Source organism: Methylobacterium sp. NPDC097929, assembly GCF_049543375.1.
Taxonomy (GTDB): Bacteria; Pseudomonadota; Alphaproteobacteria; order Rhizobiales; family Beijerinckiaceae; genus Methylobacterium.
The window spans coordinates 732,181-755,443 of record NZ_JBMVEP010000001.1; the positions used below are offsets into that span (position 1 = coordinate 732,181).

The following is a 23,263-nucleotide window of genomic DNA, read 5'->3' on the forward strand; positions in this document are numbered from 1 at the left end:
GAGCCGCCCTCAGGCGGCCGTCGGCGCGTCGGGGGGACCGGCGACGTGGCGGAGCTTGTCGGGATTGCGGGTGATGTAGATGCCCGCGACCCGCCCGTCGCGGATGTCGAGGGCGGTGACCTGAAGCACGCCGCCGCGCTCCAGGCTGACATAGCCCGGCAGGCCGTCCACCCGCACGGGCCTGAGGAAGGCAGCGGGGGCGGCGGCATATTTGCGGGCGAGCCCCGCGAAGAGGCGCAGGACCCGCTCGATCCCCGCGATGGGATTGAGGACGGCGATCACCTTGCCGCCGCCATCCGCCCGGATCGTGACGTCGTCGGAGAGCAGGCCGCGCAGCGCCGCGACATCGCCGCTCTGCGCGGCAGCGAAGAAGGCCCGCGCGATGCGCTCGCCCTCCTCGGGGCCGAGACGATAGCGCGGGCGCTCGGCCCGGACATGCCGGCGCGCCCGCACCGCGAGTTGGCGGGTTGCCGGCGCCGCCCGCCCCAGGGTCACCGCCACCTCGTCGAGGGGCACGCCGAACACGTCGTGCAGGAGGAAGGCGGCCCGCTCCAGGGGGGAGAGCCGTTCCAGGGCCATCATCAGCGTCAGGGTGAGGTCGTCATCGTCCGGCATCGCCTCGGCCCTGTCGAGATAGGGCTCGGGCAGCCACGCCCCGACATAGACCTCCCGCCGGGCGCGGGCCGATTTCATCGCGTCGAGGCAGAGCCGCGTGACGATCCGCGACAGGAACGCGCCCGGTACGCCGACCGAGGCGCGATCCGCCGCCTGCCAGCGCAGCCACGCGCTCTGGACCACGTCCTCCGCCTCGGCGACCGATCCAAGCATGCGGTAGGCGAGGCGGGTGAGCCGGGCCCGCTCCCCCTCGAACGGATCGGAATCTTCAGGCCGCACCGCGCGACGGGTCCGGCTCGTGGACGCCCCGCAGGCCGACCTGCAGCCGGTTCCAGAGGTTGATGGCGCCGATCTGGAGCGTGAGCTGCACCTGTTCGCCCTCCGTGAAAGCCTCCCGCAGCCTGACGTAGTCGGCATCCGGCGCGCCCGTCTCGGACAGGCGCGTCAGCGCCTCGGTCCAGGCGAGCGCCGCCTGCTCCCGCGGCGTGTAGAGGCTCGATTCGCGCCAAGCATCGAGCAGGTATATCCGCATCTCGCTCTCGCCGTGGCGGCGGGCCTCGCTGGCGTGCAGGCCGATGCAGTAGGCGCAGCCGTTGATCTGCGAGGCGCGCAGCTTCACCAGATCGAGCAGGCCGCGTTCCAGCCCACCCTGCCGCAGGCTCGCCTCGACCGCCATCATCGCCTTGATGGCGGCGGGCGCATAGTCGTAGGGGTTTTCGACGCGCGGTGTCATGGGTCTCTCCGGGTCGTTGCTTCGGACGTTGCTTCAGCGGATCGGCGTGGTGAGCACGGTCTCGTTCGTGTCGAGGACGAAGACCGCGAGCAGGCACGCCGGCTCGGTGGCGCTCGCATTGGCGCTGAGCCCGTGGCGGTCACCGGGCATCTCGGCGAAGCTCTCGCCCGCGCGGTAGACCCGCTCCGGCCCGTCGTTCACGCGGCTGCGGATCGCCCCCTCCAGCACGGTTGCATAGATGAAGGCGCTGGGCGCGTGCGTATGCGCGGGTGAGGCGCCGCCCGGCCCGTAGCGGACGAGCACCGCCCGCAGGCTCTTGCCCGGCACGTTGGGCAGGGCGCGGTCGAACACGACCGTCGCGGCCTCGCCCGCGGTTTGCGCGGAGGCACGCTCGCCCCCCGCTTCGTGGGCGGACGCGCCGCTCGTGAGCAGCGTCGCGAGCGCGGCGGCGCGCAGGCGTGATCCGATCATGGTGGTGTCTCCATCGATCCGGCGGGACCGGCCCCTCCGGTGCCTCGCCCCCTATGACGAGACGCCTCTTCCGGGCGTGACATGCGGCGCGCAATTTTCTGGCGGACGGCCGACGGCTTCGTCGCCGGCCCGCGCCGCGCTATGAGGGCAGGGAGCGAAGTTCGAACCGGGAGCCGGGCGAGTGTTAGAGCAGGCAGCGCGTCCGGGCGGGGCCGGCCTCTTGCGCGCGCTGCGTTCGGTCCACCCGAGCACGCGGCAGCTTCGCCTCGGCAGCGGCCTCGTGCTGTTCGCCTACGTGCTCACGCACCTCTCCACCCACGCGCTCGGCAACGTCTCGCTGGAGGCGCTGGAGGCGGGGCTCGCCGTCAAGGTCGCGCTCTGGCGCACGCAGCCCGCTCTCGTGCTTCTCTACGGAGCGCTTCTCCTGCATCTCGTCCTGGGCCTGCACGCCCTCTACGAGCGGCGCTTCTTCCGCCTGCGCCCGGTCGAGACGGCGCAGTTCCTGCTCGGCCTCGCCGTCCCCGTGCTGCTCCTCAGCCACGTCGTCGGCACGCGGCTGGCCTGGAGCCTGGAGGAGATCGAACGCGGCTATCCGCAGGTTCTCTACGCCACCTGGGTCGCGAATCCCGGCTCGGGCGCGATGCTGGCGGCCGGGCTCGTCGCGGCCTGGCTGCACGGCTGCTTCGGGCTCTATTTCTGGCTCCGGCTGAAGCGCGGCTTCGCCCGCGCCGCGCCCTGGCTGCTCGCGGGCGCGGTGCTCGTTCCGGTGCTCGCCCTGCTCGGCATCGTCCAGGGCGGGCGCAGCGTCGCTCTTCTTGCCGCCGATCCGGCTTGGCGGGCGGAGTTCCTGGGGCCCGGCCATGTCGGTCTGCCCGCGCAGGGCGAGCGCTTGGCGGCCGTGCGGCGCGGGCTGATGGGCGCCTACGCGGCGGCGCTCGCGCTCGTGGTGCTGGCCCGCGGAATCCGAACCCTGGCCGAGACCCGCGGCGGCTTCGTGCGCATCACCTATCCGGACGGCCGGATCGTCCGGGTGCCGCGGGGCAGCAGCGTGCTGGAGGCGAGCCGCCGGGGGCGGGTGCCCCATGCCAGCGTCTGCGGCGGACGCGGGCGCTGCTCGACCTGCCGCATCCGGGTCGTCGATACCGAGCGGGGCCGTTTCCTGCCGGAGCCGGAGCGGGCGGAGCGCCTCGTCCTCGACCGCATCGGCGCGAGCCCCGGCATCCGGCTGGCCTGTCAGCTCCGCCCCGACCGCGACCTGACCGTCGCGCCGCTCTTCACCCCGCAGGCCCGCCATGCCCCGAGCCACGACACGGAGCGGGCCGCGACCGGCGAGGAGCGCTTCGTCGTCGTGCTGTTCGCGGACCTGCGCGGCTCGACCCGGCTCGCGGAGGAGCGCCTTCCCTACGACACCGTGTTCGTCATCGGCCGCTTCCTCGGCGCGGTCGGCCGGGGCGTGCGCGAGGCGGGCGGCTCGGTGAACCAGCATCTCGGGGACGGGCTGATGGCGATCTTCGGCCTCGACGACGATCCGAAGCGCGCCGCCCGCGCGGCGCTCGCGGCCGTCGATGGGATCGCCGAGCAGGTGGAGCAGCTCAACCGGACGCTCGCCGCCGATCTCGGCGAGCGGCTGCGCTACGGCATCGGCCTGCACGCCGGCACGGCCATCGTCGGCGAGATGGGCGACGAGGCCGAGTCCCGCTTCACGGTGCTCGGTGACACGGTCAACGTGGCCGCGCGGCTGGAAGGCCTGACCAAGGCGATGGGCAAGGTCGCCGTGATCTCGGAGGCCGTCTACGACTCCGCCGGCCTGCCCGCCGGGGATCTGCACGAGGTGACGCTCACGGGGCGTGCGCAGCCGCTGCGGGTCCGGCTGATCGAGGCCCGCGTAACGGCCGTTTTGCAGGAGGGCTGAGTCAGCGCAGGGCCGCGCGGCACCCGTCAGCGGGCGGGCGCGGCCCCGGTCGAGCCGGTGGCCTCCGAGGCCGACGGCTTGATCGCCCACAATTCCGTCGGCAGGCTGACCGGCGCGCCGGGCTTGTAGTCGGCCGAATCCTGGATGTGCGAGGTGGTGACGTAGATCGTTCCGTCCGGCCCCTCGCTGAAGGTGTCAGGCCAGCGCAAGGACGGGTCCTGCACGAGGGTGGTGAGCCCGTCCCTGCCGGCTGCGAGGTCGCGCACCTTCACCGCGTTGTCCTGCGGCGAGGTCACGTACATCCGCCCATCGCGCCGCGCGATCAGCAGGCCGTCGGCGACGCCGTTCTCGCCGACCTTGGTCACCTTGCCCGACAGGCTCTTGTCGGTGAGGCTGTCGGGCACGACCGAGGCGGCGGTCCAGCCGGTGAGCGCGTCGGTCGGCAGGCTGTAGAGCGTCTTGCCCTTGATCGCCTGCCAGTAGAGCGTCTTGCCGTCGTTCGAGAGCGCGATGCCGTCGGCGGCGAATTCCACGCCGCGGCCGTCGGGCCGGCGCAGCGGCTTGCCGTCATAGGTCACGGTCACGGACTTGTCGGGCATGGTCGAGGGATCGCCCGAGAGGATGCGCTTGGCCGAGCCGCTGTCGAGATCGACCACGATCAGCGCGCCCTCGGCGCCGGAATCGGTGAGGTAGGCGGTCTTGCCGTCGGGCGAGATCCGCACGTCGTTGAGGTAGGAGGCCTGCATCACGGTGCTGGTGTCGAAGGGGATCGTCTTGACGACCCGATTGGTCTTCAGATCGATGCCGACGAGCTTGGGCCCGTCCTTGATCACGTGCGCCATGGCCGGGGCGGCGGCATCCACCACCCAGAGCCGGTCCTGCCCGTCGGCCACCACGCTCTGGACGCAGACGAAGTGATTCTTGGGGTCGATCGCGTCCTTCTTGGCGTTGCGCCAGGAATTCCACTCCGCGTCCGGGTAGGGGACCGGCTTGCCGTCCTTCAGCTCGGCCACCGAGACAGGGGCATCCTCGCTCCAGCGGGGGAAGTTGACGAAGATGCGCCCGTCGCGGGCCACCGTCACGCCGGTGACCTGATGCTCGAAGCCTGCCACCTTGGTGAGCGCCGAGCCGGCCTCCTGCGCCGCGGCGGGCAAGGCGGCGGGCAATGCGCCGGCGATCGTTCCGGCCAGCAGAGCCGCAGCGAGGGTGTGGGACAGTCTCGGCATGTCGGGCGATCTCGGTCGGATGCGGGGCGTTCGTCCGCTGAACCCCGGCCCATCCGGCCGAGGTCCTTCACGAAACCGTTTGCCCGAAAGCGTCGGTGTTCGGCTCAGGCCGGGATTGGGTCGATCGCGGTCGGTTCCGCCTCCGGCACGCGGTTGCGCTCGCGGGGCAAGCGGGAGCGCGCCCGATAGGTCTTGAGCCGGAGGACACCACAAACGTTCGCCCGCGCCGCATCGGCCTCGCGCCGAGATCCACGCTTCGCTTTCCCGCCGGAATACGCTTCCGACTCTGGCGCGCAGAGCGAAATCGCGCTCTCACATTCGCTGGAACGGTTCAGGTTGGTTCGCCGTTACTCGCGCAGTTTTGACCATTTCGGAGGACGACATGCGCAACTCCCTTCTCGCCGCCGCCGCGATCCTGACGCTCGCCGGTGTGTCCGGCGCCAGCGCCCAGACCACCGTGATCGAGCGCGATGCGCCGGACCGGGTCGTGGTGGACCGCCCCGCCAGCACCTCCTCGACCACCGTCGAGCGGCGCGAGAGCACCACGAGCGGCTGCTCCACCAAGTCGGTGACCAAGGAGAACGACCTCGGCGACCGCAAGACGGTCACCAAGGAGAGCTGCGACTAAGCCTCTCGCAAACCGCCCGAACGAGAAGAGCCCGCCGCGGTCCCCCGCGGCGGGCTCTTCCTTTCGATCGAACTCCCGGTCAGGCGTGGGCCAGAACCGCGAGGAGCAGCAGGGCGATGATGTTGGTGATCTTGATCGCCGGGTTCACGGCGGGGCCCGCCGTGTCCTTGTAGGGGTCGCCGACGGTGTCGCCGGTCACGGCCGCCTTGTGGGCGTCCGAGCCCTTGCCGCCGTGATGCCCGTCCTCGATGTACTTCTTGGCGTTGTCCCAGGCGCCGCCGCCCGAGGTCATCGAGATCGCGACGTAGAGGCCGGTGAGGATCACGCCGAGCAGCGAGGCGCCCACCGTGGCGAAGGCCTGGGACTTGCCCGCGATCGCCTGGATCACGAAGAAGATCACGATCGGCGAGAGCACCGGCAGCAGCGAGGGGATGATCATCTCCTTGATCGCCGCCCGGGTCAGCATGTCGACGGCGCGGCCGTAATCCGGCCGGTCGGTGCCCTGCATGATGCCGGGCTTGGCCCGGAACTGGCGGCGCACCTCCTCGACCACCGCGCCGGCCGCGCGGCCCACCGCCGTCATGGCGATGCCCGCGAACAGGAACGGGATCAGTCCGCCCAGCAGCAGGCCGACCACGACGTAGGGGTTGGAGAGCGAGAAATCGACGGAGACGCCCTGGAAGAAGCGGTACTGCGTCGGGCTGGCATTGGCGATGAAGTAGTTCAGGTCCGAGGTGTAGGCGGCAAACAGCACCAGCGCGCCGAGGCCCGCCGAGCCGATCGCGTAACCCTTGGTCACGGCCTTGGTGGTGTTGCCCACCGCGTCGAGGGCGTCGGTCGCCTTGCGCACGTCGGCGGGCAGGCCGGCCATCTCGGCGATGCCGCCCGCGTTGTCGGTGACGGGGCCGAAGGCGTCGAGGGCGACGATGAAGCCGGCCAGCGCCAGCATCGCGGTGACGGCGATGGCGATGCCGAACAGGCCGCCCAGCGCGTAGGTGGCGATGATGCCCGCCACGATGACGAGGGCGGGCAGCGCGGTCGATTCGAGCGAGATCGCCAGCCCCTGGATCACGTTGGTGCCGTGGCCGGTGACGGAGGCGGTGGCGATCGACTTCACCGGCCGGAAGTTCGTGCCGGTGTAGTACTCGGTGATGACCACGATCAGCGCCGTGATGACGAGGCCGAGCACCGCGCAGCCGAACAGCGCACCCGAGGAGAAGGTCAGGCCCGTATTCGTGGTGAAGGTGGTCGAGAAGCCGCCGAACAGGGCGAGATTGACGCCCGCGATGGCCGCGATCGAGAGCACGCCCGCCACGATCAGGCCCTTGTAGAGCGCGCCCATGATCGACTGGTTGGCGCCGAGCTTGACCGCGTAGGTCCCCGCGATCGAGGTGACGATGCAGGCCGCGCCGATGGCCAGCGGGTAGAGCATCATGGCTTCGAGCACGGCGGCGTTGCCCGCAAAGAAGATCGCGGCGAGAACCATCGTGGCGACGACCGTCACCGCGTAGGTCTCGAACAGGTCCGCGGCCATGCCGGCGCAGTCGCCGACGTTGTCGCCCACGTTGTCGGCGATGGTGGCGGGGTTGCGCGGATCGTCCTCGGGAATGCCGGCCTCGACCTTGCCGACGAGATCGCCGCCGACATCGGCGCCCTTGGTGAAGATGCCGCCGCCGAGCCGCGCGAAGATCGAGATCAGAGAGGCGCCGAAGCCAAGAGCCACGAGCGCGTCGATCACTTCGCGGCTGCCCGGCGCCAGCCCGGCGCCGCGGGTGAGGAACAGGTAGTAGAGGGCGACGCCCAGCAGCGCGAGGCCCGCCACCAGCATGCCAGTGACGGCACCGGACTTGAACGCGACCTCCAGGCCGCCGCCGAGCGACTGGGTGGCGGCCTGCGCCGTGCGGACGTTGGCGCGGACCGACACGTTCATGCCGATGAAGCCGGCCGCACCCGAGAGCACCGCGCCGATCAGGAAGCCGATGGCGACCTTGATGCCGAGGAACCAAGCCAGAAGGACGAAGAGCACGAGGCCGACGAGGCCGATGGTGGCGTATTGGCGCCGGAGATAGGCCTGGGCCCCCTCGGCGATGGCGCCTGCGATCTCCTGCATGCGCTGTGTGCCCGCATCGCGGCGCATCACGTCACGGATGGTCACAACACCGTAGGCGACGGCGCACAGCCCGCCCACGATGATCAGCAAGAGTGCGGTCATTCGTGCGTCCTTGGATTTTGATTGTGGTTGCCGAGCCTGGCCGGGATGGCCACGGGACGATCCGCTCGGGGTATCAGGCGCCCTCCCTGGAGAAGCGGAACTTGATTGCCAAAATTCGGCCACCAGCGCAAACGCTTCGGAGCGTTCACAACCTTAGAAACAGCCAAGATGCAGGATACTGACAAGTTTTCGATTGCTGCAATGCAATCATTGCGATGCAATACGATGCGTCAAAGCTGATTTGGCCGCGCGGCCGAGAATGCGGCCGGGCCTGAAACGCCGAAGGGCGCAGGTTGCCCTGCGCCCTTCGGCCAAGTCCGTCGCTATGCGCCGCTCCTCAGCGCAGCGGCGGAGAACGGTAGGCGGGTGCCAGCACGTAGCCGTCGGAGGGCCGGCGGGGCCCCTGGGGCGTGGCGAGCAGCAATTCGCCGAAATAGTCGTTGCCGGTGGGGCCGAACGCGCCGCCGTTAATCACGGTCGGCACGGGCACGGCACCGATGGCGCGCAGATCCTGACCGTCCTTGCTGATCGGCGGCCCCGGGAAGCGGCCGGTCTCGGGATCGACCTCGTAGACCATCGGGCTGCGGGTCTCGCCGTAGGGGCGGTCCCGCAGGCCCTGGGCGGCGGCGGCGCCCGTCACGAGGACGAGCGAGGCGGCGAGGAAGAGAAGGCGGGCATCGGCCAAGCGCGTACTCCGTCGTTGGCAGGCGTCTCGAGGGTGCGATCAAGCCCCGGGACGTGACAAGGAAACGTTGACGGGCGGAGACGCCGGGCGTCCCGCCCCCGATCCGCCGGCCTCAGCCCTTGGAGCGCAGGACGGCGCGCGGCTCGCGCACCACCGGCGTGCAGTCCGTCTTGTAGGCGTTCAACACGAGCGGGGTCGAGCTGCAGGAATAGGCCTCCTCGGGGGAGGGGGCGGGCACGGGGTCGCGGGCCACGATCGGGTGGGGCGCGCAGGCTCCGGCGGCGGCGCCGGCGAGCGCCAGGGCGGCGAAGAGCTTCAGGCGGCGCATGCGGTTCCTCGAAACACGTCCGTCCACCGGGACGGCCCGGCGGCGGAACGGAAGACGACCCTGCGGACGGATCGCCCCGCTGACAAGCTTCTCCGGCCGCACGTGGCCCGGCCCGGAGCCGATTGCCCCGCGCCTGTCGCCCGGCCGCAACAACGGCCGGACGTTGTTCCCGGCTGTCTCAGACCGCCTTCTGCATCGGCACCACGTTGTGGAGCGTGCGGTCGGCGTTGTCGAAGAAGCGGCGCACGTTGCGCGCGGCCTGCCGGATGCGCTGCTCGTTCTCCACCAGGGCGATGCGCACGAACTCGTCGCCGTGCTCGCCGAAGCCGATGCCCGGCGCGACCGCCACATCCGACTTCTCGAGGAGCAGCTTGGAGAACTCGAGGCTGCCGAGTTCCCGGAATTTTTCCGGGATCGGCACCCAAGCGAACATCGAGGCCTCGGGCGCGGGCAGCTTCCAGCCGGCCTTGCCGAAGGACTCGATCAGCGCGTCGCGGCGCTTCTTGTAGGTGGCGCGCATCTCCTTGATGCAGTCGTCGGGCCCGTTGAGCGCGGCCGTGGCCGCGACCTGGATCGGCGTGAAGGCGCCGTAATCGAGGTAGGACTTCACCCGGGTCAGCGCCGCGAGCAGCCGCTCGTTGCCCACCGCGAAGCCCATGCGCCAGCCCGCCATCGAGAAGGTCTTCGAGAGCGAGGTGAACTCCACCGTGCAGTCGATGGCGCCGGGCACCTGCAGCACGGAGGGCGGCGGGTTCTTGTCGTCGAAATAGACCTCGGCATAGGCCAGATCCGAGAGCAGGATCAGCTCGTGCTTCTTCGCGAAGGCGACGAGATCCCGGTAGAAGTCGAGGCTGGCCACGTAGGCGGTCGGGTTCGAGGGATAGCAGACGACGAGCGCCACGGGCTTGGGGATCGAGTGGACGACCGCCTTCTCGAGCGCCGGGAACATGGCCGGGGTCGGCTCGGCGGGCACGGAGCGGATCACGCCGCCCGCCATCAGGAAGCCGAAGGCGTGGATCGGGTAGCTCGGGTTGGGCACCAGCACCACGTCGCCCGGCGCCGTGATCGCCTGGGCCATGTTGGCGAAGCCTTCCTTCGAGCCGAGCGTGGCCACCACCTGGGTCTCGGGATTGAGGCTGACGCCGAAGCGGCGCTGGTAGTAGCCGGCCTGGGCGCGGCGCAGGCCGGCGATGCCCTTCGAGGCGGAGTAGCGGTCGGTGCGCGGCTTGCCGGCGGTCTCGACGAGCTTCTCGATGACGTGGCGCGGCGCGTCGAGGTCGGGATTGCCCATGCCGAGATCGATGATGTCGGCGCCCCGGGCTCGGGCTGCGGCCTTGATCCGGTTCACCTGCTCGAAGACGTAGGGGGGCAAGCGCTTGATGCGGTGGAAATCGGTCATGGCGTCGTTCTGTCCGGTGTCGCGGAACTGATCCTCCCGCAAGCGTCGTCGGCGGTGAGGAGTCGGTCTGTTTACCATCGACGCGCCCGCGCGCCGACCCTGATTCTGCGTGCCCGGCGCGAGAACTGCCGGGACCTACTGCACCGGGTTGGGTGCGAGCCCCTTGGCGGCGTCCTTGGCCGCGCCTTCCGCCGCCCGGCCCTTGGCCTGGTTGCGGTTGCGCGCGCCCTCCAGCTCCGCTTCGAGCGCGCTCTGGCCGGCCGCGTTGCGGGCGCGGATCGTGCGCCGGGGAGCCGATTCTCCGACCGGCATGTAGTCCGCGTCGCTCCAACGCGAGCCGGCGACGAAGTCCGGTGCCGTCACCGGCCGCGGATCGGCGCCGGTGAAGGCGGCTTTGAGGGGGTTCACGTCGTTGGAGCAGCCGCCTGCCGACGCGGCGACAGCGAAGACCGGCAGGGCCAGGGCTGCGGCGCGGAGGGTGCGGCTCAAGAACATGACAACGGTCTGGAAATGGAGCCTGGAGCGGGCGACATCTGCGAGGTGGAGCGTTAATTTGTCGGAAACGAGGCTCGGGCCGCCGCGTGGGGCGGGAAGCGGGCCGATGCCGGGAGGACAGGTCGCGTGGCGACGGAGCAGACGAACCCGGCAATGCCGGATTTCGAGACGATTGCGCGAAACGCGAATCAGCTCGCGGAGGTGTTCCGGCAATCGGCGGCCGCCTCCTTGAAGCCGTTCGAGCAGACGGGCGTCAAACTCCCGGGGCCGAAGCTTCAGGGCTCCGACGAGATCGACGAGATGACCCGCACCCTGACCCGGGTCGCGGAGACGTGGCTCAAGGACCCCGAGAAGGCGCTCCAGGCCCAGACCAAGCTCAGTCAGTCCTTCGCCGCGCTCTGGGCCTCGACCCTGACCCGCATGCAGGGCGCGGCCGCCGTTCCGGTCGCGCAGCCCGAGGCGAAGGACAAGCGCTTCGCCCATGCCGACTGGTCCGCGAACCCGATCTTCGACGTCATCAAGCAGAGCTACCTGATCCTCGGCCGCTGGGCGGAGGAGATGGTCGAGACGGCGGACGGCATCGACGAACACACCCGGCACAAGGCGGAATTCTACCTGCGCCAGCTGCTCTCGGCCTACTCGCCCTCGAACTTCGTGATAACGAACCCCGAACTCCTGCGCCAGACGCTGGAGGAGGGCGGCGCCAACCTGATGCGCGGCATGAAGATGCTGCAGGAGGATCTGGAGGCCGGTGCCGGCCAGCTCCGGGTGCGCCAGACCGACGTCACCGCCTTCACCTTCGGCAAGGACGTGGCGGTGACCCCCGGCGAGGTCATCTTCCGCAACGACCTGATGGAGTTGATCCAGTACACGCCGGCGACCGAAACGGTGCTCAAGCGCCCGCTGCTGATCGTGCCGCCCTGGATCAACAAGTACTACATCCTCGACCTCAACCCGCAGAAGAGCTTCATCGGCTGGATGGTCTCGCAGGGCATCACGGTATTCGTGATCTCCTGGGTGAACCCGGACGAGCGCCACCGCGACAAGGATTTCGAATCCTACATGCGCGAGGGCATCGAGACCGCCATCGACATGATCGGCGTCGCCACCGGGGAGACCGAGGTCGCGGCGGCGGGCTACTGCGTCGGCGGCACGCTGCTCGCCGTCACGCTGGCCTATCAGGCCGCCACCGGCAACCGGCGCATCCAGAGCGCGACCTTCCTGACGACGCAGGTCGACTTCACCCATGCGGGCGATCTCAAGGTCTTCGCCGACGAGAACCAGATCAAGGGGATCGAGGCGCGGATGGCCGAGCGCGGCTATCTCGACGGCTCGCGCATGGCCAACGCCTTCAACATGCTGCGCCCGAACGACCTGATCTGGTCCTACGTCGTCAACAACTACGTGCGCGGCAAGGCCCCTCAGGCCTTCGACCTGCTCTACTGGAACGCCGACGCCACGCGGATGCCGGCGGCCAACCACTCGTTCTACCTGCGCAATTGCTACCTCAACAACACCCTCTCGAAGGGGCAGATGGTAATCGGCAACGTGCGCCTCGACATGAAGAAGGTGAAAATCCCCGTCTTCAACCTCGCCACCCGCGAGGACCACATCGCCCCGGCGCTGTCGGTGTTCGAGGGCTCGAAGAAGTTCGGCGGCCCGGTCGATTACGTGCTGGCGGGTTCGGGCCACATCGCGGGGGTCGTGAACCCGCCGGGCAAGAAGGCGAAGTACGGCTTCCGCACCGGCGGACCGGCCAAGGGACGGTTCGAGGAATGGGTGGAGCGGGCGACCGAGCACGAGGGCTCGTGGTGGCCCTACTGGTCCAAGTGGCTCGAAGAGCAGGCCCCCGAGCGCGTGCCCGCCCGCATCCCGGGCGCGGGGGCGCTGCCCGCGCTCGAACCGGCACCGGGCTCCTATGTCCGCATGAAAGCCTGAGGTTTTCGGGACAAGCGTGGATCGGCAACGTCTCGGCTGCGGACACGGGACCGTGATTTGCCTTATCTGACCCCGGGGCCGGTTCGCGCCCCGGAGGGTTGGACCGCGTTGCCGCACGCCACGGGACTCATTTCGATCATCGCGCTGGGCATGGTCAGCGCCTTCGTCGGCGGCATGCTGGCCCAGCGCCTGCGGCTGCCGCCGCTCGTCGGCTACCTCGTGGCCGGCATCGCCATCGGCCCCTTCACGCCCGGCTTCGTCGGCGATCCGGAGCTGGCGAGCCAGCTCGCCGAACTCGGCGTCATCCTGCTGATGTTCGGCGTCGGCCTGCACTTCTCAATCGCGGACCTGATGGCGGTGCGCACCATCGCCCTGCCGGGCGCGATCGTGCAGATCGCCGTCGCGACGATCATGGGGGCGGGGCTGGCCTGGGCCTTCGGCTGGAGCGCGGGTGCGGGCCTCGTCTTCGGACTGGCGCTCTCGGTGGCGAGCACCGTGGTGCTGCTGCGGGCGCTCGAAGGGCGGGGCCTGCTCGATTCGGACAAGGGCCGCATCGCGGTCGGCTGGCTGATCGTCGAGGATCTGGCCATGGTGCTGGCCCTCGTGCTGCTGCCGGCCCTCGCCCCCTCGCTCGGCGGGGAGGCGGCCGGGGGCGGCGCCCATCACGGCGCGCCTGGGCAGAACCTGTGGCTGAGCCTGGGGCTGACGCTGGCCAAGGTCAGCGTGTTCGTGGCGATCATGCTGGTCGGGGGACGGCGCGTCGTGCCCTACCTGATGGGGCTGGCCGCCCGCACCGGCTCGCGGGAGCTGTTCACCCTGGCGGTGCTGGCCAGTGCCGTCGGCATCGCCTACGCCTCCTCCGAACTGTTCGGCGTGTCCTTCGCGCTCGGCGCCTTCTTCGCCGGCATGGTGCTGTCCGAATCCGACCTCAGCCATCAGGCGGCGGCGGATTCCCTGCCCCTGCAGGACGCCTTCGCGGTGCTGTTCTTCGTCTCGGTCGGCATGCTGTTCGATCCGGGTATCGTCCTGCGCGAGCCGCTGGCGATCCTCGGCGTGGTCGGCGTCATCGTCCTGGGCAAATCGCTCGCGGCCATCGCCATCGTGCTCGCCTTCGGCCATCCGGTCGGCACCGCGCTGACCATCGCCGCGAGTCTGGCGCAGATCGGCGAGTTCTCGTTCATCCTGGCCTCCCTCGGCATCTCCCTGAAGCTGCTGCCGGAATCCGGCCGCGACCTGATCCTGGGCGGGGCGCTCCTGTCGATCACCCTCAACCCGCTGTTCTTCGCCCTGGCCGACCGGGTCTCGCTCTATCTCGGCGAACGGCCGGAATGGCGCCGCCGTCTGGAGCGGCGCGTGGCGGCGCCGCTGCCCATGAGCACCAGCGGCGAGGGCATGCGGGACCATGCGGTCATCGTCGGCTACGGCCGGGTCGGCAGCGCCATCGGCAAGGCGCTGCACGACTGGAAGCTGCCCTTCGTGGTGGTGGAGCGCGACCGGCGCCGGGTCGAGGATCTGCGGGCGCAGGGCGTGCCGGCGGTGTTCGGCGACGCCTCCGCCCCCGGCATCCTGGAGGCCGCCGATATCGGCTCGGCCCGCCTCGTCGTGCTGGCCACGCCCGATTCGCACCAGGGGCGGCGGCTGCTCGCCAAGGCCCGCGCGGCCAATCCCGGCATCGACAGCGTGGTGCGCACCCACAGCGAGGCCGAGCGGCGCCGGCTGGAGGAGGACGGCGTCGGCCTCGTGCTCATGGCCGAGCGCGAACTGGCGCTGGGCATGATGACCTACGCCCTGCGCAGCCTCGGCGTGCGCGAGGGCGAGGTACGGCTGTTCGTGGATTCGAGCCGCTCCGAGAACCAGATCGTGGCCGCGCCCCCGGCGGGTCAGTCGGTGCCCGAGTTGCGCCAGCGCCGGGACGAGCCAGAGGCGTGACGCCCGGGCCTCACAGGCCGTCGAGGCGCGTGATCAGCACCGCCAGCTCGCTCTGGCGACGCAGGGCGAGCTTGGCATAGACCGCCCTGATCTGGCTGCGCACGGTGCTCTCGCCGACCGCGAGTTGCGCCGCCACCGCCCGCGGCGCGGCGCCCCGCCCGACCAGGGCCGCCACACGCGCCTCCGCCCGGGTCAGGCCCAGTTGCTCCAGCAGCGGCTCGATCGCGCGATGGGCCGGCGCCAGCAGGTCGCGCAGCAGCAGGAGCACCCCGCCCTCGAGGTCGGCGGCGCCGATCGCGAACGGATCGGGGCCGCGCAGGGGCAGCGCTTCGATGAAGAGCGGGCCGCCCCGGCGACGCAGAAGGATCGAGGCCGGCTGCGGCCATCCCCGTTCCGGCAGAGCGGCGGCCAGAAAGCGATCGAAGCGGTCCCGGTCGGCCGGCGCGGCGGATTTCGGTACCTCGCCGGTACGCAGGGCGAGCACGCCGAGGCTCAACCCTTCCCCGGCGGGATTGACGAAGCGGACGCGCCCACGCCGGTCGAGAGCGATGAGGCCCGCCCGCATCCGCTCCAGGGCGGAGGCGAAGCCGCTCGCCTCGCTGCGCAGCGCGCCGACGAGCGTGGTCAAGCGGAAGGCGCGGATGACGTGCGGACCGATGAGCGCCAGCCGTTCGACCTCGCTGCCCTCGAACGCTCCCTTGCGGGCATCGCGCGGCGTCGAGAAGGAGAGCGTGTGGCCGTCGACGGCGTCGGCATCGATGTAGCCGCAGAGATTGCCGAGGCCGTGCCGCGTCAGGAAGTGCTGGAAGAACGGGTCGGTGCGCTTCAACTCGGGCGCGACGTACATCTCGTCGACGGTGATGGTGCCCGGTCGCAGCAATCCGCGCTCCCGCCCCAGGCGAATGCGCGTGTCGTGCTGCCACCAACCGCCGACGCTGTAATCGTGGTTCACCTCGGCGAGCCGGGTGGAAGCCAGCGTCTGCGCCGTGCGCGCCGGGTCGTGCGAGACGATCACCGTGCCGCGCGCCTCGACGGCATCGGCGATCCCGTCGAGCGCGTCGGGCCACCGATCGGGATCGAGCGCTGCCGCGTAGCAGGCGTCGATCAGGGAGAGGGGATCGAAACCTGACATCGACCGGTACGGAGGAAGATATGCTCAAGTTTGAAGCATATTTTCGATCCGGAAACCGTGTGAAATCGGCAACAATGCAGCAGCTTGAGCGTGATTGTGCAGCAGCACACACTACCTGAAGCTAGGAGGTGCCGAGGCTTACTACGACCCGCCGCGTGGCGACCGCCAAATGTATCTTCCCATCGCCTCGACCCAAGCAAAACGACTAGAAGTTGAAAAACTTTTGTCGTGATGCGTCGCGCGCCGTCCGGGCCGCCGGTGCAGCCGGGTCCGGCCACCGGGCCGAATCCAGGCGGCAGACGCGCCGCCTGTCGGCTTTATCCGCCTCAGCCCTCGATGCGGGAGAAGTCGGCCACCTCGCGGGTGGCCGCGCGCAGGGCGTTGAGGAGGAGGAGCCGGTTCTCGCGCAACGCCGGGTCGTCGGCGTTAACGGTGACGCCTTCGAAGAACGCGTCCACCGGCGCCCGCAGCCGTGAGAGCGCCCGCATGGCCCCGGCAAAATCCTCCGCCGCCACGGAAGCGGAGGCTTCTTCGCGCGCGGCCGCCAGGGCGTCGGCCAGCGCCTGCTCCTCGGGCTGGCCGGAGGCCGCGAGCGCGGCATCGGGGGCGGCGTCGTAGGCGCGCCCGTCCTTCTTCTCCTCGATGCGCAGGATGTTGGCCGCGCGCTTGTAGCCCGCGAGCAGGTTCTTGCCGTCGTCGGTGGCGAGGAAGGCACCGAGCGCCTCGACCCGGCGGACCACCATCAGCAGGTCGTCCTGGCCGGGCAGGGCGAAGACGGCGTCGATCAGGTCGTGGCGGGCGCCCTGATCGCGGAGGTAGACCTTGAGGCGATCGGCGAAGAAGGTGAGGAGATCGGTTGCTTTCGCTGACGCCGAGCTTTGCCTTTCGCCCTTCGATGGATCGAGGCTCAGAACAAACTTTGCCTCAATTCTTTGCACGATTTTGACATTTGGAAACGCCTGCTCGAAAGAATTTACAGTCGTCTCAAGCGAATTTAGTGCAAAACCTTGTTTTTTTGAAGCAATGAATTGATCCCAAGATTTCGTTACAGAGCACAAAGAAGAGAGTAGATTTACGCGAATTGATCTTTCGAGAAGCAAGCGAATCATGCCTAGTGCCGCCCGCCGCAGCGCGTACGGGTCCTTACTCCCCGTCGGCTTCTCGTCGATCGCCCAGAACCCCACCAGCGTGTCGAGCTTGTCGGCGAGCGCCACGGCGATGGAGACCGGATCGGTCGGCACCCGGTCGCTCGGGCCGACCGGCTTGTAATGCTCCTCGATCGCCGCGGCGACGCTGGCGTGCTCGCCCTGGAGCGCCGCGTATGTGCGGCCCATCAGGCCCTGGAGCTCGGGGAACTCGCCGACCATCTCGGTGACGAGATCGGCCTTGGCGAGCCGCGCCGCGCGCTCGGCGAGCGCCGGATCGGCACCCACCAGCGGCGCGATCTCTTTTGCGAGCGCGGCGATGCGGGCGACGCGCTCGCCCTGCGTGCCGAGTTTTTCGTGGAAGACGATCGCATCGAGCTTCGGGAGGCGGTCCTCCAACTTCGTCGCCCGGTCGGTCTCCCAGAAGAACTTTGCGTCCGAGAGCCTGGCGCGCACCACGCGCTCGTTGCCCGCGGTGATCGCCGCGCCGCCGTCCGAGGCGACGAGGTTCGAGACCAGCACGAAGGCCGGGGCCAGCTCCTCCGAGCCGGACCGGCGCAGCACGAAGCACTTCTGGTTGGCGCGGATGGTCGCGCGGATCGCCTCGGCCGGGATCTCCAGGAAGCGCTCCTCGAAGGAGCCCATCAGCACCACGGGCCGCTCCACCAGCCCGGCGACCTCCTCCAGCAGGCCCTCGTCCTCCACGAGGTCGAGGCCGCGGGCGAAGGCGAGGTCGCGGGCATCGTGCAGGATGATGTCCTTGCGCCGGTCGGCATCGAGGATCACCTGGGCGCGGTCGAGGCCCTGCACGTAATCGTCGAAGCGGCGGACCTCGAACGGCTCCGGCGCCAGGAAGCGGTGGCCGCGGGTCGTTGTGCCGGCGGTGATGCCGTCGATCGAGAAGGGCACCACGTCCGGCGTCTCGGTCTCGGGGCCGAAGGTGGCCACGATGGATTGCAGCGGACGCACCCAGCGCAGGGAACCCGGCTGCGCGGAAGCCGCGCCCCAGCGCATCGATTTCGGCCAGGGGAAATTCCTGATGATCCCCGGCAGGATCTCGGCCAGCACGTCCAGCGTCTCGCGGCCGGGACGCTCGATCACCGCGAGGTAGAATTCGCCCTTCTTCGGGTCGGTAACGGTAGTGGCCTGATCGAGGCTCGCGAGCCCGGCGCTCTTGAGGAAGCCCTGCACCGCCGCCTCGGGGGCACCGACCCGGGGGCCGCGCCGCTCCTCGCGCACGGCCTCGCCGCGGGCGGGCAGCCCGGCCACGTGCAGCGCCAGCCGCCGCGGCGTCGCGAAGGCCTTGGCGCCCTCGTAGAGGAACCCGCGCTCCACCAGCGCATCGGTGACGAGCCGCTTCAGATCCTCGGCCGCACGCCGCTGCATGCGCGCGGGGATTTCTTCGGAGAGGAGTTCGAGCAGGAGGTCAGGCATGCGCGCGGGAATAGCCGCCCGCTCCGGCCGCGTCGAGACGGGAGATAGGGTCGCTCTGTCAGGGCAGCCGATCCGTTATTTTCTGCGGAACGGATCGAACGGGGGCCCGCGACGCGAGCCACTGTCGCGCAGTTGGCTCACTGTCGCGGTCCGTCCGCAGCGAGGGACGAGGGGGCCCACACCGTCTTCGCGAGGCGAAGCCGACGCAATCCAGAGCGCCCGCTCGTCCGGGAAGGTCGCGCTTCTGGATCGCTTCGCCGACGCTCGCGAAGACGGCTGTGCCGTCACCCGATCCGCCCGCCCCCCTTGCGCGTCACCGCGACCACGGAGGGCCGGGGCGGCAGGTCGGGGGAGAAATCCGGCCAGCGGGTGGAGGGATTCTCGAAGGAGCCCAGCGCTCCGTCCTCGTCCGGTTCGCCGGGATGCTGCACGGCGACGAAGAGGGTCTCGTCGTCGGGCGTGAAGCAGGGGCCGCACATCTCGGCGCCCACCGGCACCCGCAGGAAGTGGCGCGACGTGCCCCGGCGCGGTCCCTCCGTCTCCACCGCCCAGATCCCGTCGGCCCGGCCGGTGGCGCGGCGGTTGTTGCCGTCGGTGGCGACCCAGAGGCGCCCGCGCCCGTCGAAGGTGCAGTTGTCGGGCATGCCGAACCAGCCGTCCGCCGTGGTGAGCGCGGAAAAGCTCGCCTTCACCTCCGGCTTGGCCGGGTCGCCGCAGCGCACCAGCACCTCCCAGCGGAAGGTCTCGGCGCCGTGGTCGGTGCCGTCGGGGATGATCTCGATGACGTGACCGAAGAGGTTCGGCCCGCGCGGGTTGGCCGGCTCCGCCTGATCGGCGCTGCGCTTGGCGTTGTTCGTCAGCATCACGGTGACGCGGCCGGTGCGCGGGTTGGCCTCAATGTCCTCGGGCCGGTCCATCGGGGTGGCGCCCGAGAGCCGGGCGGCGCGGCGGGTCTCGATCAGCACGTCGGCCTGGCTGGCGAATCCTTTGCCCGCATCGAGCCTGCCCTGGCCGTGGACCAGCGGCAGCCAGCGGCCGGTGCCGTCGGGCTCGAACCGGGCCGCGCTGAGCGTGCCGGAATCGAGCAGATCCGCGTTGGCCCCGCGCTCCGGCCGGACCTTGCCCTCGCTGACGAAGCGGTAGACGTGCTGGAAGCGCTCGTCGTCGCCGAGATAGACCGCGTAGCGTCCGTCGAGGGTGCGGGCGCCGGCCGCCCCCTCGTGCTTGAAGCGGCCGAGCGCAGTGCGCTTCCTGGGGGTCGAGGCGGGATCGAACGGATCGATCTCGACCACCCAGCCGAAGCGGTTCGGCTCGTTCGGCGTCGTCGCGAGGTCGAAGCGCGGATGGAAGCGGCTCCAGGCGTATTGCAGGCTGCCCATGCCCATCGCCTTGGCGTTCTCGGCCTCACGATGTCCGGCGGGGAGAGCCCCGGCGAAGTAGTAGTTGATGTTCTCCTCGCCCGAGAGCCACGTGCCCCAGGGCGTGACCCCGCCCGAGCAATTGTTGATCATGCCGTGGACGCGCCGGCCGCTGGGATCGTCCGCGGTCACGAGGCGCGGATCGCCGGCGGCGGGGCCGGTGAGGTCCATGGGCGTCTGCGCCGTGATGCGCCGGGTGTAGGGCGAGCCGATCACCGGGCGCCAGCCCTCGGCCTCGCGCACGATCTCGACCACGGAGCCGCCATGGGCCGCCATCTCGACCGCGACCTGATCCGCGCTCAGGGCGGCGATCACCGCCTTGCGCTCGGCGGCGCCGAGGCCGGGGAACATCAGCTCGGCGTTGGTGTATTCGTGGTTGACCACGAGCAGGCCGCGCCGGCCCGCCTCGTCCAGCGGGATGAAGCCGACGAAGTCGTTGTTGTAGCCGAACTGGCGTGCCTGGGCGGCGGCGGACTGGCGCTTCGGGTCGAAGGCGGGCGCGTCGGAAAAGAGCGGGTCGCCCCAGCGCAGCAGGGGCTCGGCCTCGTAGCCGGCCGCCACGTGCAGGTGCTCGTCGACCCCCGCGCCCAGCTCGGGGAAGTCGAAGGTGGGCGCCGCCTCGGCCGCGGCGGGAACGGTTCCCGATCCGATCCCGGCGGCGAGTGCGGTCGCGAGGGAGCCGCGCATCAGGTCGCGCCGGGAGAAGCGGTGCGCGATGACCGCGTCGAGGGTGGGCGCTCCGGTCGGTGCGTCGGGCATATCGGACATCGTGCGCCTCGGATCAGCCATCGAAAGGCGGGGCGCTACCCCTCTCGAATGTCGCTTCGATGACGGCGCCCGCCCGGCGGCGCCCTCGGCTCACGGCAGCGGGGCGGAGAGGATCTCGATCAGATCCCAGCGCTCGCCGTTCAGCGAGCGGACATTCGCGATCTTCCAGGCGCCGGCCTCGCGCAGGAGGCTGTAGCGCAAGTCCTGCGGACCGCCGTTGCGGAACCGCGCCTGCACCTCGGCCCGATCCCCCTCGCTGGAGAGGGCGGTGAGCCGCAGGGACTTGGCCCAGCCCGGTTCGGTGTCCTGCCCGTTGACGTGGAAGGCGAAGCCCAGGCGGCCGACCTCGCCCTTCGACTCGCGCCGATCCCGCTCGTAGAGCCCGCGCAGGTTTCGGGCGTAGAAGCGGACGGCGTTGATGTCGTCGGCCGCGTAGAAGGCCCGCACCGTCTCGACCGGATCGGCCGCCGGCTGCCCGAGTGCGGGGCCCGCGACGAGCCCGAGTGCTCCGGCGAGGAGGGTGCGGCGGCGCATCGCCTCAGGCCGCGACGGCGTGGCCGCCGGCCTCCGTCCTGAGCCAAGCCGCACCGCAGGCCTTGGCCAGTTCGCGCACCCGCAGGATGTAGCTCTGACGCTCGGTGACCGAGATCACGCCGCGGGCGTCGAGCAGGTTGAAGACGTGGCTCGCCTTGATGCACTGGTCGTAGGCCGGCTGCACGATCCGGTGGCGGCCCCCTTCGCTCTCCGGCGCGCCGGCCTCGAGGTAGAGGCGGCAGGCCTTCTCCGCATCGGCGAAGTGGCGAAACAGCATCGCCGTGTCGGCGGCCTCAAAGTTGTGGCGCGAATATTCCTGCTCGGCCTGAAGGAAGACGTCGCCGTAGGTGACCTTCTCGTCGCCCTCGCCGCCGTTGAAGTTCAGGTCGTAGACGTTCTCGACGCCCTGCACGTACATGGCCAGCCGCTCCAGCCCGTAGGTCAGTTCCCCGGCGACCGGTGCGCATTCGAAGCCCGCGACCTGTTGGAAGTAGGTGAACTGGCTCACCTCCATCCCGTCGCACCAGCACTCCCAGCCGAGACCCCAGGCGCCGAGCGTCGGGCTTTCCCAATCGTCCTCGACGAAGCGGATGTCGTGGAGCTTGAGATCGACGCCGATGGCCTCCAGCGAGGCGAGGTAGAGTTCCTGGAGATTGGGCGGGTTCGGCTTCAGGATGACCTGGAACTGGTAGTAGTGCTGCAGCCGGTTCGGATTCTCGCCGTAGCGCCCATCCTTCGGGCGCCGCGAGGGCTGCACGTAGGCGGCCTTCCAGGGCTTGGGGCCGAGCGCCCGCAGGGTGGTGGCCGGATGGAAGGTGCCGGCGCCGACCTCCATGTCGTAGGGCTGGAGGATCACGCAGCCCCGGGCAGCCCAGAAGCGCTGCAGGGTCAGGATCAGGCCCTGGAACGAGCGTGTGGGCGAGAGGTCGGCGTCGCTCGGCATGAAAGGTCCGACGGCAGGGAAGGGGAGGCCGGACCGTTTAAGAGCGGGCGGCAGGGTGTCAAGCGGACACCCCGCCCGCCCGGGTCAGGTCCGGGGGGCGGACCGGTTGAAGGTGCGGCGCTCCTTGCGCTCCTTCGGCACGATCGCCGTTTCCGGCTTGGCGGCCAGCAACTGCTTTACGCGATCGTTGAAGTCCGAGGAGGACACGGGGCGGGCGCCCCCTTTTTCGGGAGAGTGAGCCATATCGGCCTCCGCAAGGTCGCCCAAAGCACGGGATTGCGCGGAGGGTGTCTCCTATATGGGGCGCCGCCCTGCGGTTGCGAGGCCGGGGCGCGCATTCGCCCGTCCCGCCGCGCTTCGTGCGCGCCGACACATCTTTTTGCACCTCGAGGCCCGACAGGGGGAACGGCAAAGGTTTCTGCCAAGTTAATACGGCAAATGAACAGCCACGCTTCGCCGTCAGGGCGGGCGGATACGATGGTTCGAAAGATCATGCGCAAGGGATTGACTGTTTTCGCCGCCCTCGTCGCGGCCTCGCTCGCCGCCACGCCGCTCGTGATGGGCGCCTCCAACGCTCTGGCCACCTCGGACGGAAGCGAGACGGTGGAGAAGACCCTCGCGGTCGCGCCGGTCGAGGTTGCCCCGGTCGCCGCGCTGGCCACCCCCGAGAGCTGCACCCGCAAGGTCCGCGTGGTCTATAGCGGCTACGCCGCCGCTCCGGCCGGCTGCGCCCGCTGAGGCGTCAGCTCGAACGCGGGAGCGCGAGACTTCGCGCCCGCAGGCCCGTGACAATCCGCTCGAACGCTTCGGGGCGGTCGAGCGCCCGGGCCAGCACCACGGCCCCCTGGATTCCCCCTACGATCTCCTCGGCGAGCGGACCGGCCGTATCGGGCGCGTGGCCGGCCCGCGCCAGGGCCTGCGCCAGCGCCTCGACCCAGCGGGCGAAGTAGTCCCGCAGGGCGCCCGCGAAGAGGTCGCGGGCGTCGCTGAGGCTGAGCGCGCCGACGAGGCAGACCCGGCGGCCGGAGCGGAAATAGTCGCTCACGGTTCCGAACATGGCCGCCACCGCTCCGACCGGATCCTCCGCCGCGCGAAGAGGGGCGAAGACGTTGGCCTCGAACCAGCCGTCGATCTCGACGAGCACGGCCCGCGCCATCTCCGCCTTCCCCCCCGGGAAGAAGTGGTAGAGGCTGCCCTTGCCGAGCCCCGTCGCCTTCGAGATCAGCGCGAGGCTCGCGCCCTCGTAACCGTGCTCGCGAAACACCTCCGCGAGCAACGGCAGCAGGTCCGAGCGCTCGGCGACGCTGCGCGCCACGCC

Annotated in this window: 21 protein-coding genes; 5 read left to right on the plus strand and 16 right to left on the minus strand. The window is 70.2% G+C overall.

What is annotated here, in order from left to right:
• Window positions 1-9: 9 nt before the first annotated feature.
• From ACPCJR_RS03490 to ACPCJR_RS03500, 3 genes are read right to left on the minus strand one after another with little or no spacing between them, the layout of a single operon-like run.
• Window positions 10-894, minus strand: coding sequence for a sigma-70 family RNA polymerase sigma factor (locus tag ACPCJR_RS03490; protein ID WP_391510668.1), 885 nt, complete (start codon window positions 892-894; stop codon window positions 10-12).
• Window positions 884-1,348 (minus strand): carboxymuconolactone decarboxylase family protein, encoded by a 465-nt coding sequence (locus tag ACPCJR_RS03495; RefSeq protein WP_391510667.1) that lies wholly within the window; start codon window positions 1,346-1,348, stop codon window positions 884-886. The genes ACPCJR_RS03490 and ACPCJR_RS03495 overlap by 11 nt, the downstream gene beginning before the upstream one ends.
• Window positions 1,349-1,381: 33 nt before the next feature.
• The gene (locus tag ACPCJR_RS03500) at window positions 1,382-1,819 is read right to left on the minus strand and encodes a cupin domain-containing protein (RefSeq protein ID WP_391510666.1); all 438 of its coding nucleotides are present in this window, start codon (window positions 1,817-1,819) and stop codon (window positions 1,382-1,384) included.
• A 181-nt stretch (window positions 1,820-2,000) separates the two neighbouring features.
• Here ACPCJR_RS03500 and ACPCJR_RS03505 point away from each other — a divergent pair, with 181 nt between their 5' ends.
• Window positions 2,001-3,731 carry an adenylate/guanylate cyclase domain-containing protein gene (locus ACPCJR_RS03505; protein WP_391510665.1) on the plus strand — a complete coding sequence of 577 codons (1,731 nt, stop codon included), beginning with the start codon at window positions 2,001-2,003 and terminating at the stop codon, window positions 3,729-3,731.
• Between the two features lie 26 nt (window positions 3,732-3,757).
• Here the strand turns inward: ACPCJR_RS03505 and ACPCJR_RS03510 are convergent, their stop codons facing one another.
• Entirely contained in the window at window positions 3,758-4,957 is a 1,200-nt protein-coding gene (locus ACPCJR_RS03510; RefSeq protein ID WP_391510664.1) for an L-dopachrome tautomerase-related protein, read from the minus strand.
• A 382-nt stretch (window positions 4,958-5,339) separates the two neighbouring features.
• On the opposite strand from ACPCJR_RS03510, the gene ACPCJR_RS03515 reads away from it, so the two are divergent.
• A complete protein-coding gene (locus ACPCJR_RS03515) occupies window positions 5,340-5,585 on the plus strand; it encodes a hypothetical protein (RefSeq protein WP_391510663.1) in 246 nt (81 codons plus the stop codon).
• A gap of 79 nt (window positions 5,586-5,664) precedes the next feature.
• Here the strand turns inward: ACPCJR_RS03515 and ACPCJR_RS03520 are convergent, their stop codons facing one another.
• The 5 genes from ACPCJR_RS03520 to ACPCJR_RS03540 form a co-directional block, all read right to left on the minus strand.
• Complete coding sequence (locus ACPCJR_RS03520) at window positions 5,665-7,797, minus strand: sodium-translocating pyrophosphatase (RefSeq protein ID WP_391510662.1); 2,133 nt, start codon at window positions 7,795-7,797, stop codon at window positions 5,665-5,667.
• Between the two features lie 337 nt (window positions 7,798-8,134).
• Entirely contained in the window at window positions 8,135-8,482 is a 348-nt protein-coding gene (locus ACPCJR_RS03525; protein WP_391510661.1) for a hypothetical protein, read from the minus strand.
• A 112-nt stretch (window positions 8,483-8,594) separates the two neighbouring features.
• Window positions 8,595-8,810, minus strand: coding sequence for a hypothetical protein (locus ACPCJR_RS03530; protein WP_391510660.1), 216 nt, complete (start codon window positions 8,808-8,810; stop codon window positions 8,595-8,597).
• 178 nt (window positions 8,811-8,988) lie between these two features.
• Window positions 8,989-10,209: an LL-diaminopimelate aminotransferase gene (locus ACPCJR_RS03535; RefSeq protein WP_110350232.1), complete on the minus strand. Its 1,221-nt coding sequence runs from the start codon at window positions 10,207-10,209 to the stop codon at window positions 8,989-8,991.
• Between the two features lie 135 nt (window positions 10,210-10,344).
• The gene (locus ACPCJR_RS03540) at window positions 10,345-10,704 is read right to left on the minus strand and encodes a hypothetical protein (protein WP_391510659.1); all 360 of its coding nucleotides are present in this window, start codon (window positions 10,702-10,704) and stop codon (window positions 10,345-10,347) included.
• A 126-nt stretch (window positions 10,705-10,830) separates the two neighbouring features.
• Here ACPCJR_RS03540 and ACPCJR_RS03545 point away from each other — a divergent pair, with 126 nt between their 5' ends.
• The gene (locus ACPCJR_RS03545) at window positions 10,831-12,642 is read left to right on the plus strand and encodes a PHA/PHB synthase family protein (RefSeq protein WP_391510658.1); all 1,812 of its coding nucleotides are present in this window, start codon (window positions 10,831-10,833) and stop codon (window positions 12,640-12,642) included.
• A 108-nt stretch (window positions 12,643-12,750) separates the two neighbouring features.
• Window positions 12,751-14,571, plus strand: a complete 1,821-nt coding sequence (gene ybaL / locus ACPCJR_RS03550) for a YbaL family putative K(+) efflux transporter (protein WP_391511206.1) — start codon at window positions 12,751-12,753, stop codon at window positions 14,569-14,571.
• Between the two features lie 10 nt (window positions 14,572-14,581).
• Here ybaL and ACPCJR_RS03555 read toward each other — a convergent pair whose 3' ends face one another.
• The 6 genes from ACPCJR_RS03555 to ACPCJR_RS03580 form a co-directional block, all read right to left on the minus strand.
• Window positions 14,582-15,703 carry a helix-turn-helix transcriptional regulator gene (locus ACPCJR_RS03555; protein WP_391510657.1) on the minus strand — a complete coding sequence of 374 codons (1,122 nt, stop codon included), beginning with the start codon at window positions 15,701-15,703 and terminating at the stop codon, window positions 14,582-14,584.
• Between the two features lie 326 nt (window positions 15,704-16,029).
• Complete coding sequence (gene glyS / locus ACPCJR_RS03560) at window positions 16,030-18,282, minus strand: glycine--tRNA ligase subunit beta (RefSeq protein WP_391510656.1); 2,253 nt, start codon at window positions 18,280-18,282, stop codon at window positions 16,030-16,032.
• Window positions 18,283-18,566: 284 nt separating this feature from the next.
• Window positions 18,567-20,468 (minus strand): PhoX family protein, encoded by a 1,902-nt coding sequence (locus ACPCJR_RS03565; protein WP_391510655.1) that lies wholly within the window; start codon window positions 20,466-20,468, stop codon window positions 18,567-18,569.
• Between the two features lie 90 nt (window positions 20,469-20,558).
• Complete coding sequence (locus ACPCJR_RS03570) at window positions 20,559-21,002, minus strand: DUF3828 domain-containing protein (RefSeq protein WP_391510654.1); 444 nt, start codon at window positions 21,000-21,002, stop codon at window positions 20,559-20,561.
• 4 nt (window positions 21,003-21,006) lie between these two features.
• A complete protein-coding gene (locus ACPCJR_RS03575) occupies window positions 21,007-21,945 on the minus strand; it encodes a glycine--tRNA ligase subunit alpha (protein WP_391510653.1) in 939 nt (312 codons plus the stop codon).
• 84 nt (window positions 21,946-22,029) lie between these two features.
• Complete coding sequence (locus ACPCJR_RS03580; protein WP_391510652.1) at window positions 22,030-22,188, minus strand: hypothetical protein; 159 nt, start codon at window positions 22,186-22,188, stop codon at window positions 22,030-22,032.
• Window positions 22,189-22,437: 249 nt separating this feature from the next.
• Here ACPCJR_RS03580 and ACPCJR_RS03585 point away from each other — a divergent pair, with 249 nt between their 5' ends.
• Window positions 22,438-22,683, plus strand: coding sequence for a hypothetical protein (locus ACPCJR_RS03585; RefSeq protein WP_391510651.1), 246 nt, complete (start codon window positions 22,438-22,440; stop codon window positions 22,681-22,683).
• 4 nt (window positions 22,684-22,687) lie between these two features.
• On the opposite strand, the gene ACPCJR_RS03590 is transcribed toward ACPCJR_RS03585, so the two are convergent.
• On the minus strand, window positions 22,688-23,260 hold the full coding sequence (locus ACPCJR_RS03590) for a TetR/AcrR family transcriptional regulator (protein ID WP_391510650.1): 573 nt from the start codon (window positions 23,258-23,260) through the stop codon (window positions 22,688-22,690).
• Window positions 23,261-23,263 lie beyond the last annotated feature (3 nt).

What these genes read in the sequence shown, in the direction of transcription:
- ACPCJR_RS03495 (WP_391510667.1), bottom strand. Translation starts at nt 1,348, where the DNA reads ATGACACCGCGCGTCGAAAACCCCTACGACTATGCGCCCGCCGCCATC.
- ACPCJR_RS03500 (WP_391510666.1), bottom strand. Translation starts at nt 1,819, where the DNA reads ATGATCGGATCACGCCTGCGCGCCGCCGCGCTCGCGACGCTGCTCACG.
- ACPCJR_RS03510 (WP_391510664.1), bottom strand. Translation starts at nt 4,957, where the DNA reads ATGCCGAGACTGTCCCACACCCTCGCTGCGGCTCTGCTGGCCGGAACG.
- ACPCJR_RS03515 (WP_391510663.1), top strand. Translation starts at nt 5,340, where the DNA reads ATGCGCAACTCCCTTCTCGCCGCCGCCGCGATCCTGACGCTCGCCGGT.
- ACPCJR_RS03520 (WP_391510662.1), bottom strand. Translation starts at nt 7,797, where the DNA reads ATGACCGCACTCTTGCTGATCATCGTGGGCGGGCTGTGCGCCGTCGCC.
- ACPCJR_RS03530 (WP_391510660.1), bottom strand. Translation starts at nt 8,810, where the DNA reads ATGCGCCGCCTGAAGCTCTTCGCCGCCCTGGCGCTCGCCGGCGCCGCC.
- ACPCJR_RS03535 (WP_110350232.1), bottom strand. Translation starts at nt 10,209, where the DNA reads ATGACCGATTTCCACCGCATCAAGCGCTTGCCCCCCTACGTCTTCGAG.
- ACPCJR_RS03540 (WP_391510659.1), bottom strand. Translation starts at nt 10,704, where the DNA reads ATGTTCTTGAGCCGCACCCTCCGCGCCGCAGCCCTGGCCCTGCCGGTC.
- ACPCJR_RS03555 (WP_391510657.1), bottom strand. Translation starts at nt 15,703, where the DNA reads ATGTCAGGTTTCGATCCCCTCTCCCTGATCGACGCCTGCTACGCGGCA.
- glyS (WP_391510656.1), bottom strand. Translation starts at nt 18,282, where the DNA reads ATGCCTGACCTCCTGCTCGAACTCCTCTCCGAAGAAATCCCCGCGCGC.
- ACPCJR_RS03565 (WP_391510655.1), bottom strand. Translation starts at nt 20,468, where the DNA reads ATGTCCGATATGCCCGACGCACCGACCGGAGCGCCCACCCTCGACGCG.
- ACPCJR_RS03570 (WP_391510654.1), bottom strand. Translation starts at nt 21,002, where the DNA reads ATGCGCCGCCGCACCCTCCTCGCCGGAGCACTCGGGCTCGTCGCGGGC.
- ACPCJR_RS03575 (WP_391510653.1), bottom strand. Translation starts at nt 21,945, where the DNA reads ATGCCGAGCGACGCCGACCTCTCGCCCACACGCTCGTTCCAGGGCCTG.
- ACPCJR_RS03580 (WP_391510652.1), bottom strand. Translation starts at nt 22,188, where the DNA reads ATGGCTCACTCTCCCGAAAAAGGGGGCGCCCGCCCCGTGTCCTCCTCG.
- ACPCJR_RS03585 (WP_391510651.1), top strand. Translation starts at nt 22,438, where the DNA reads ATGCGCAAGGGATTGACTGTTTTCGCCGCCCTCGTCGCGGCCTCGCTC.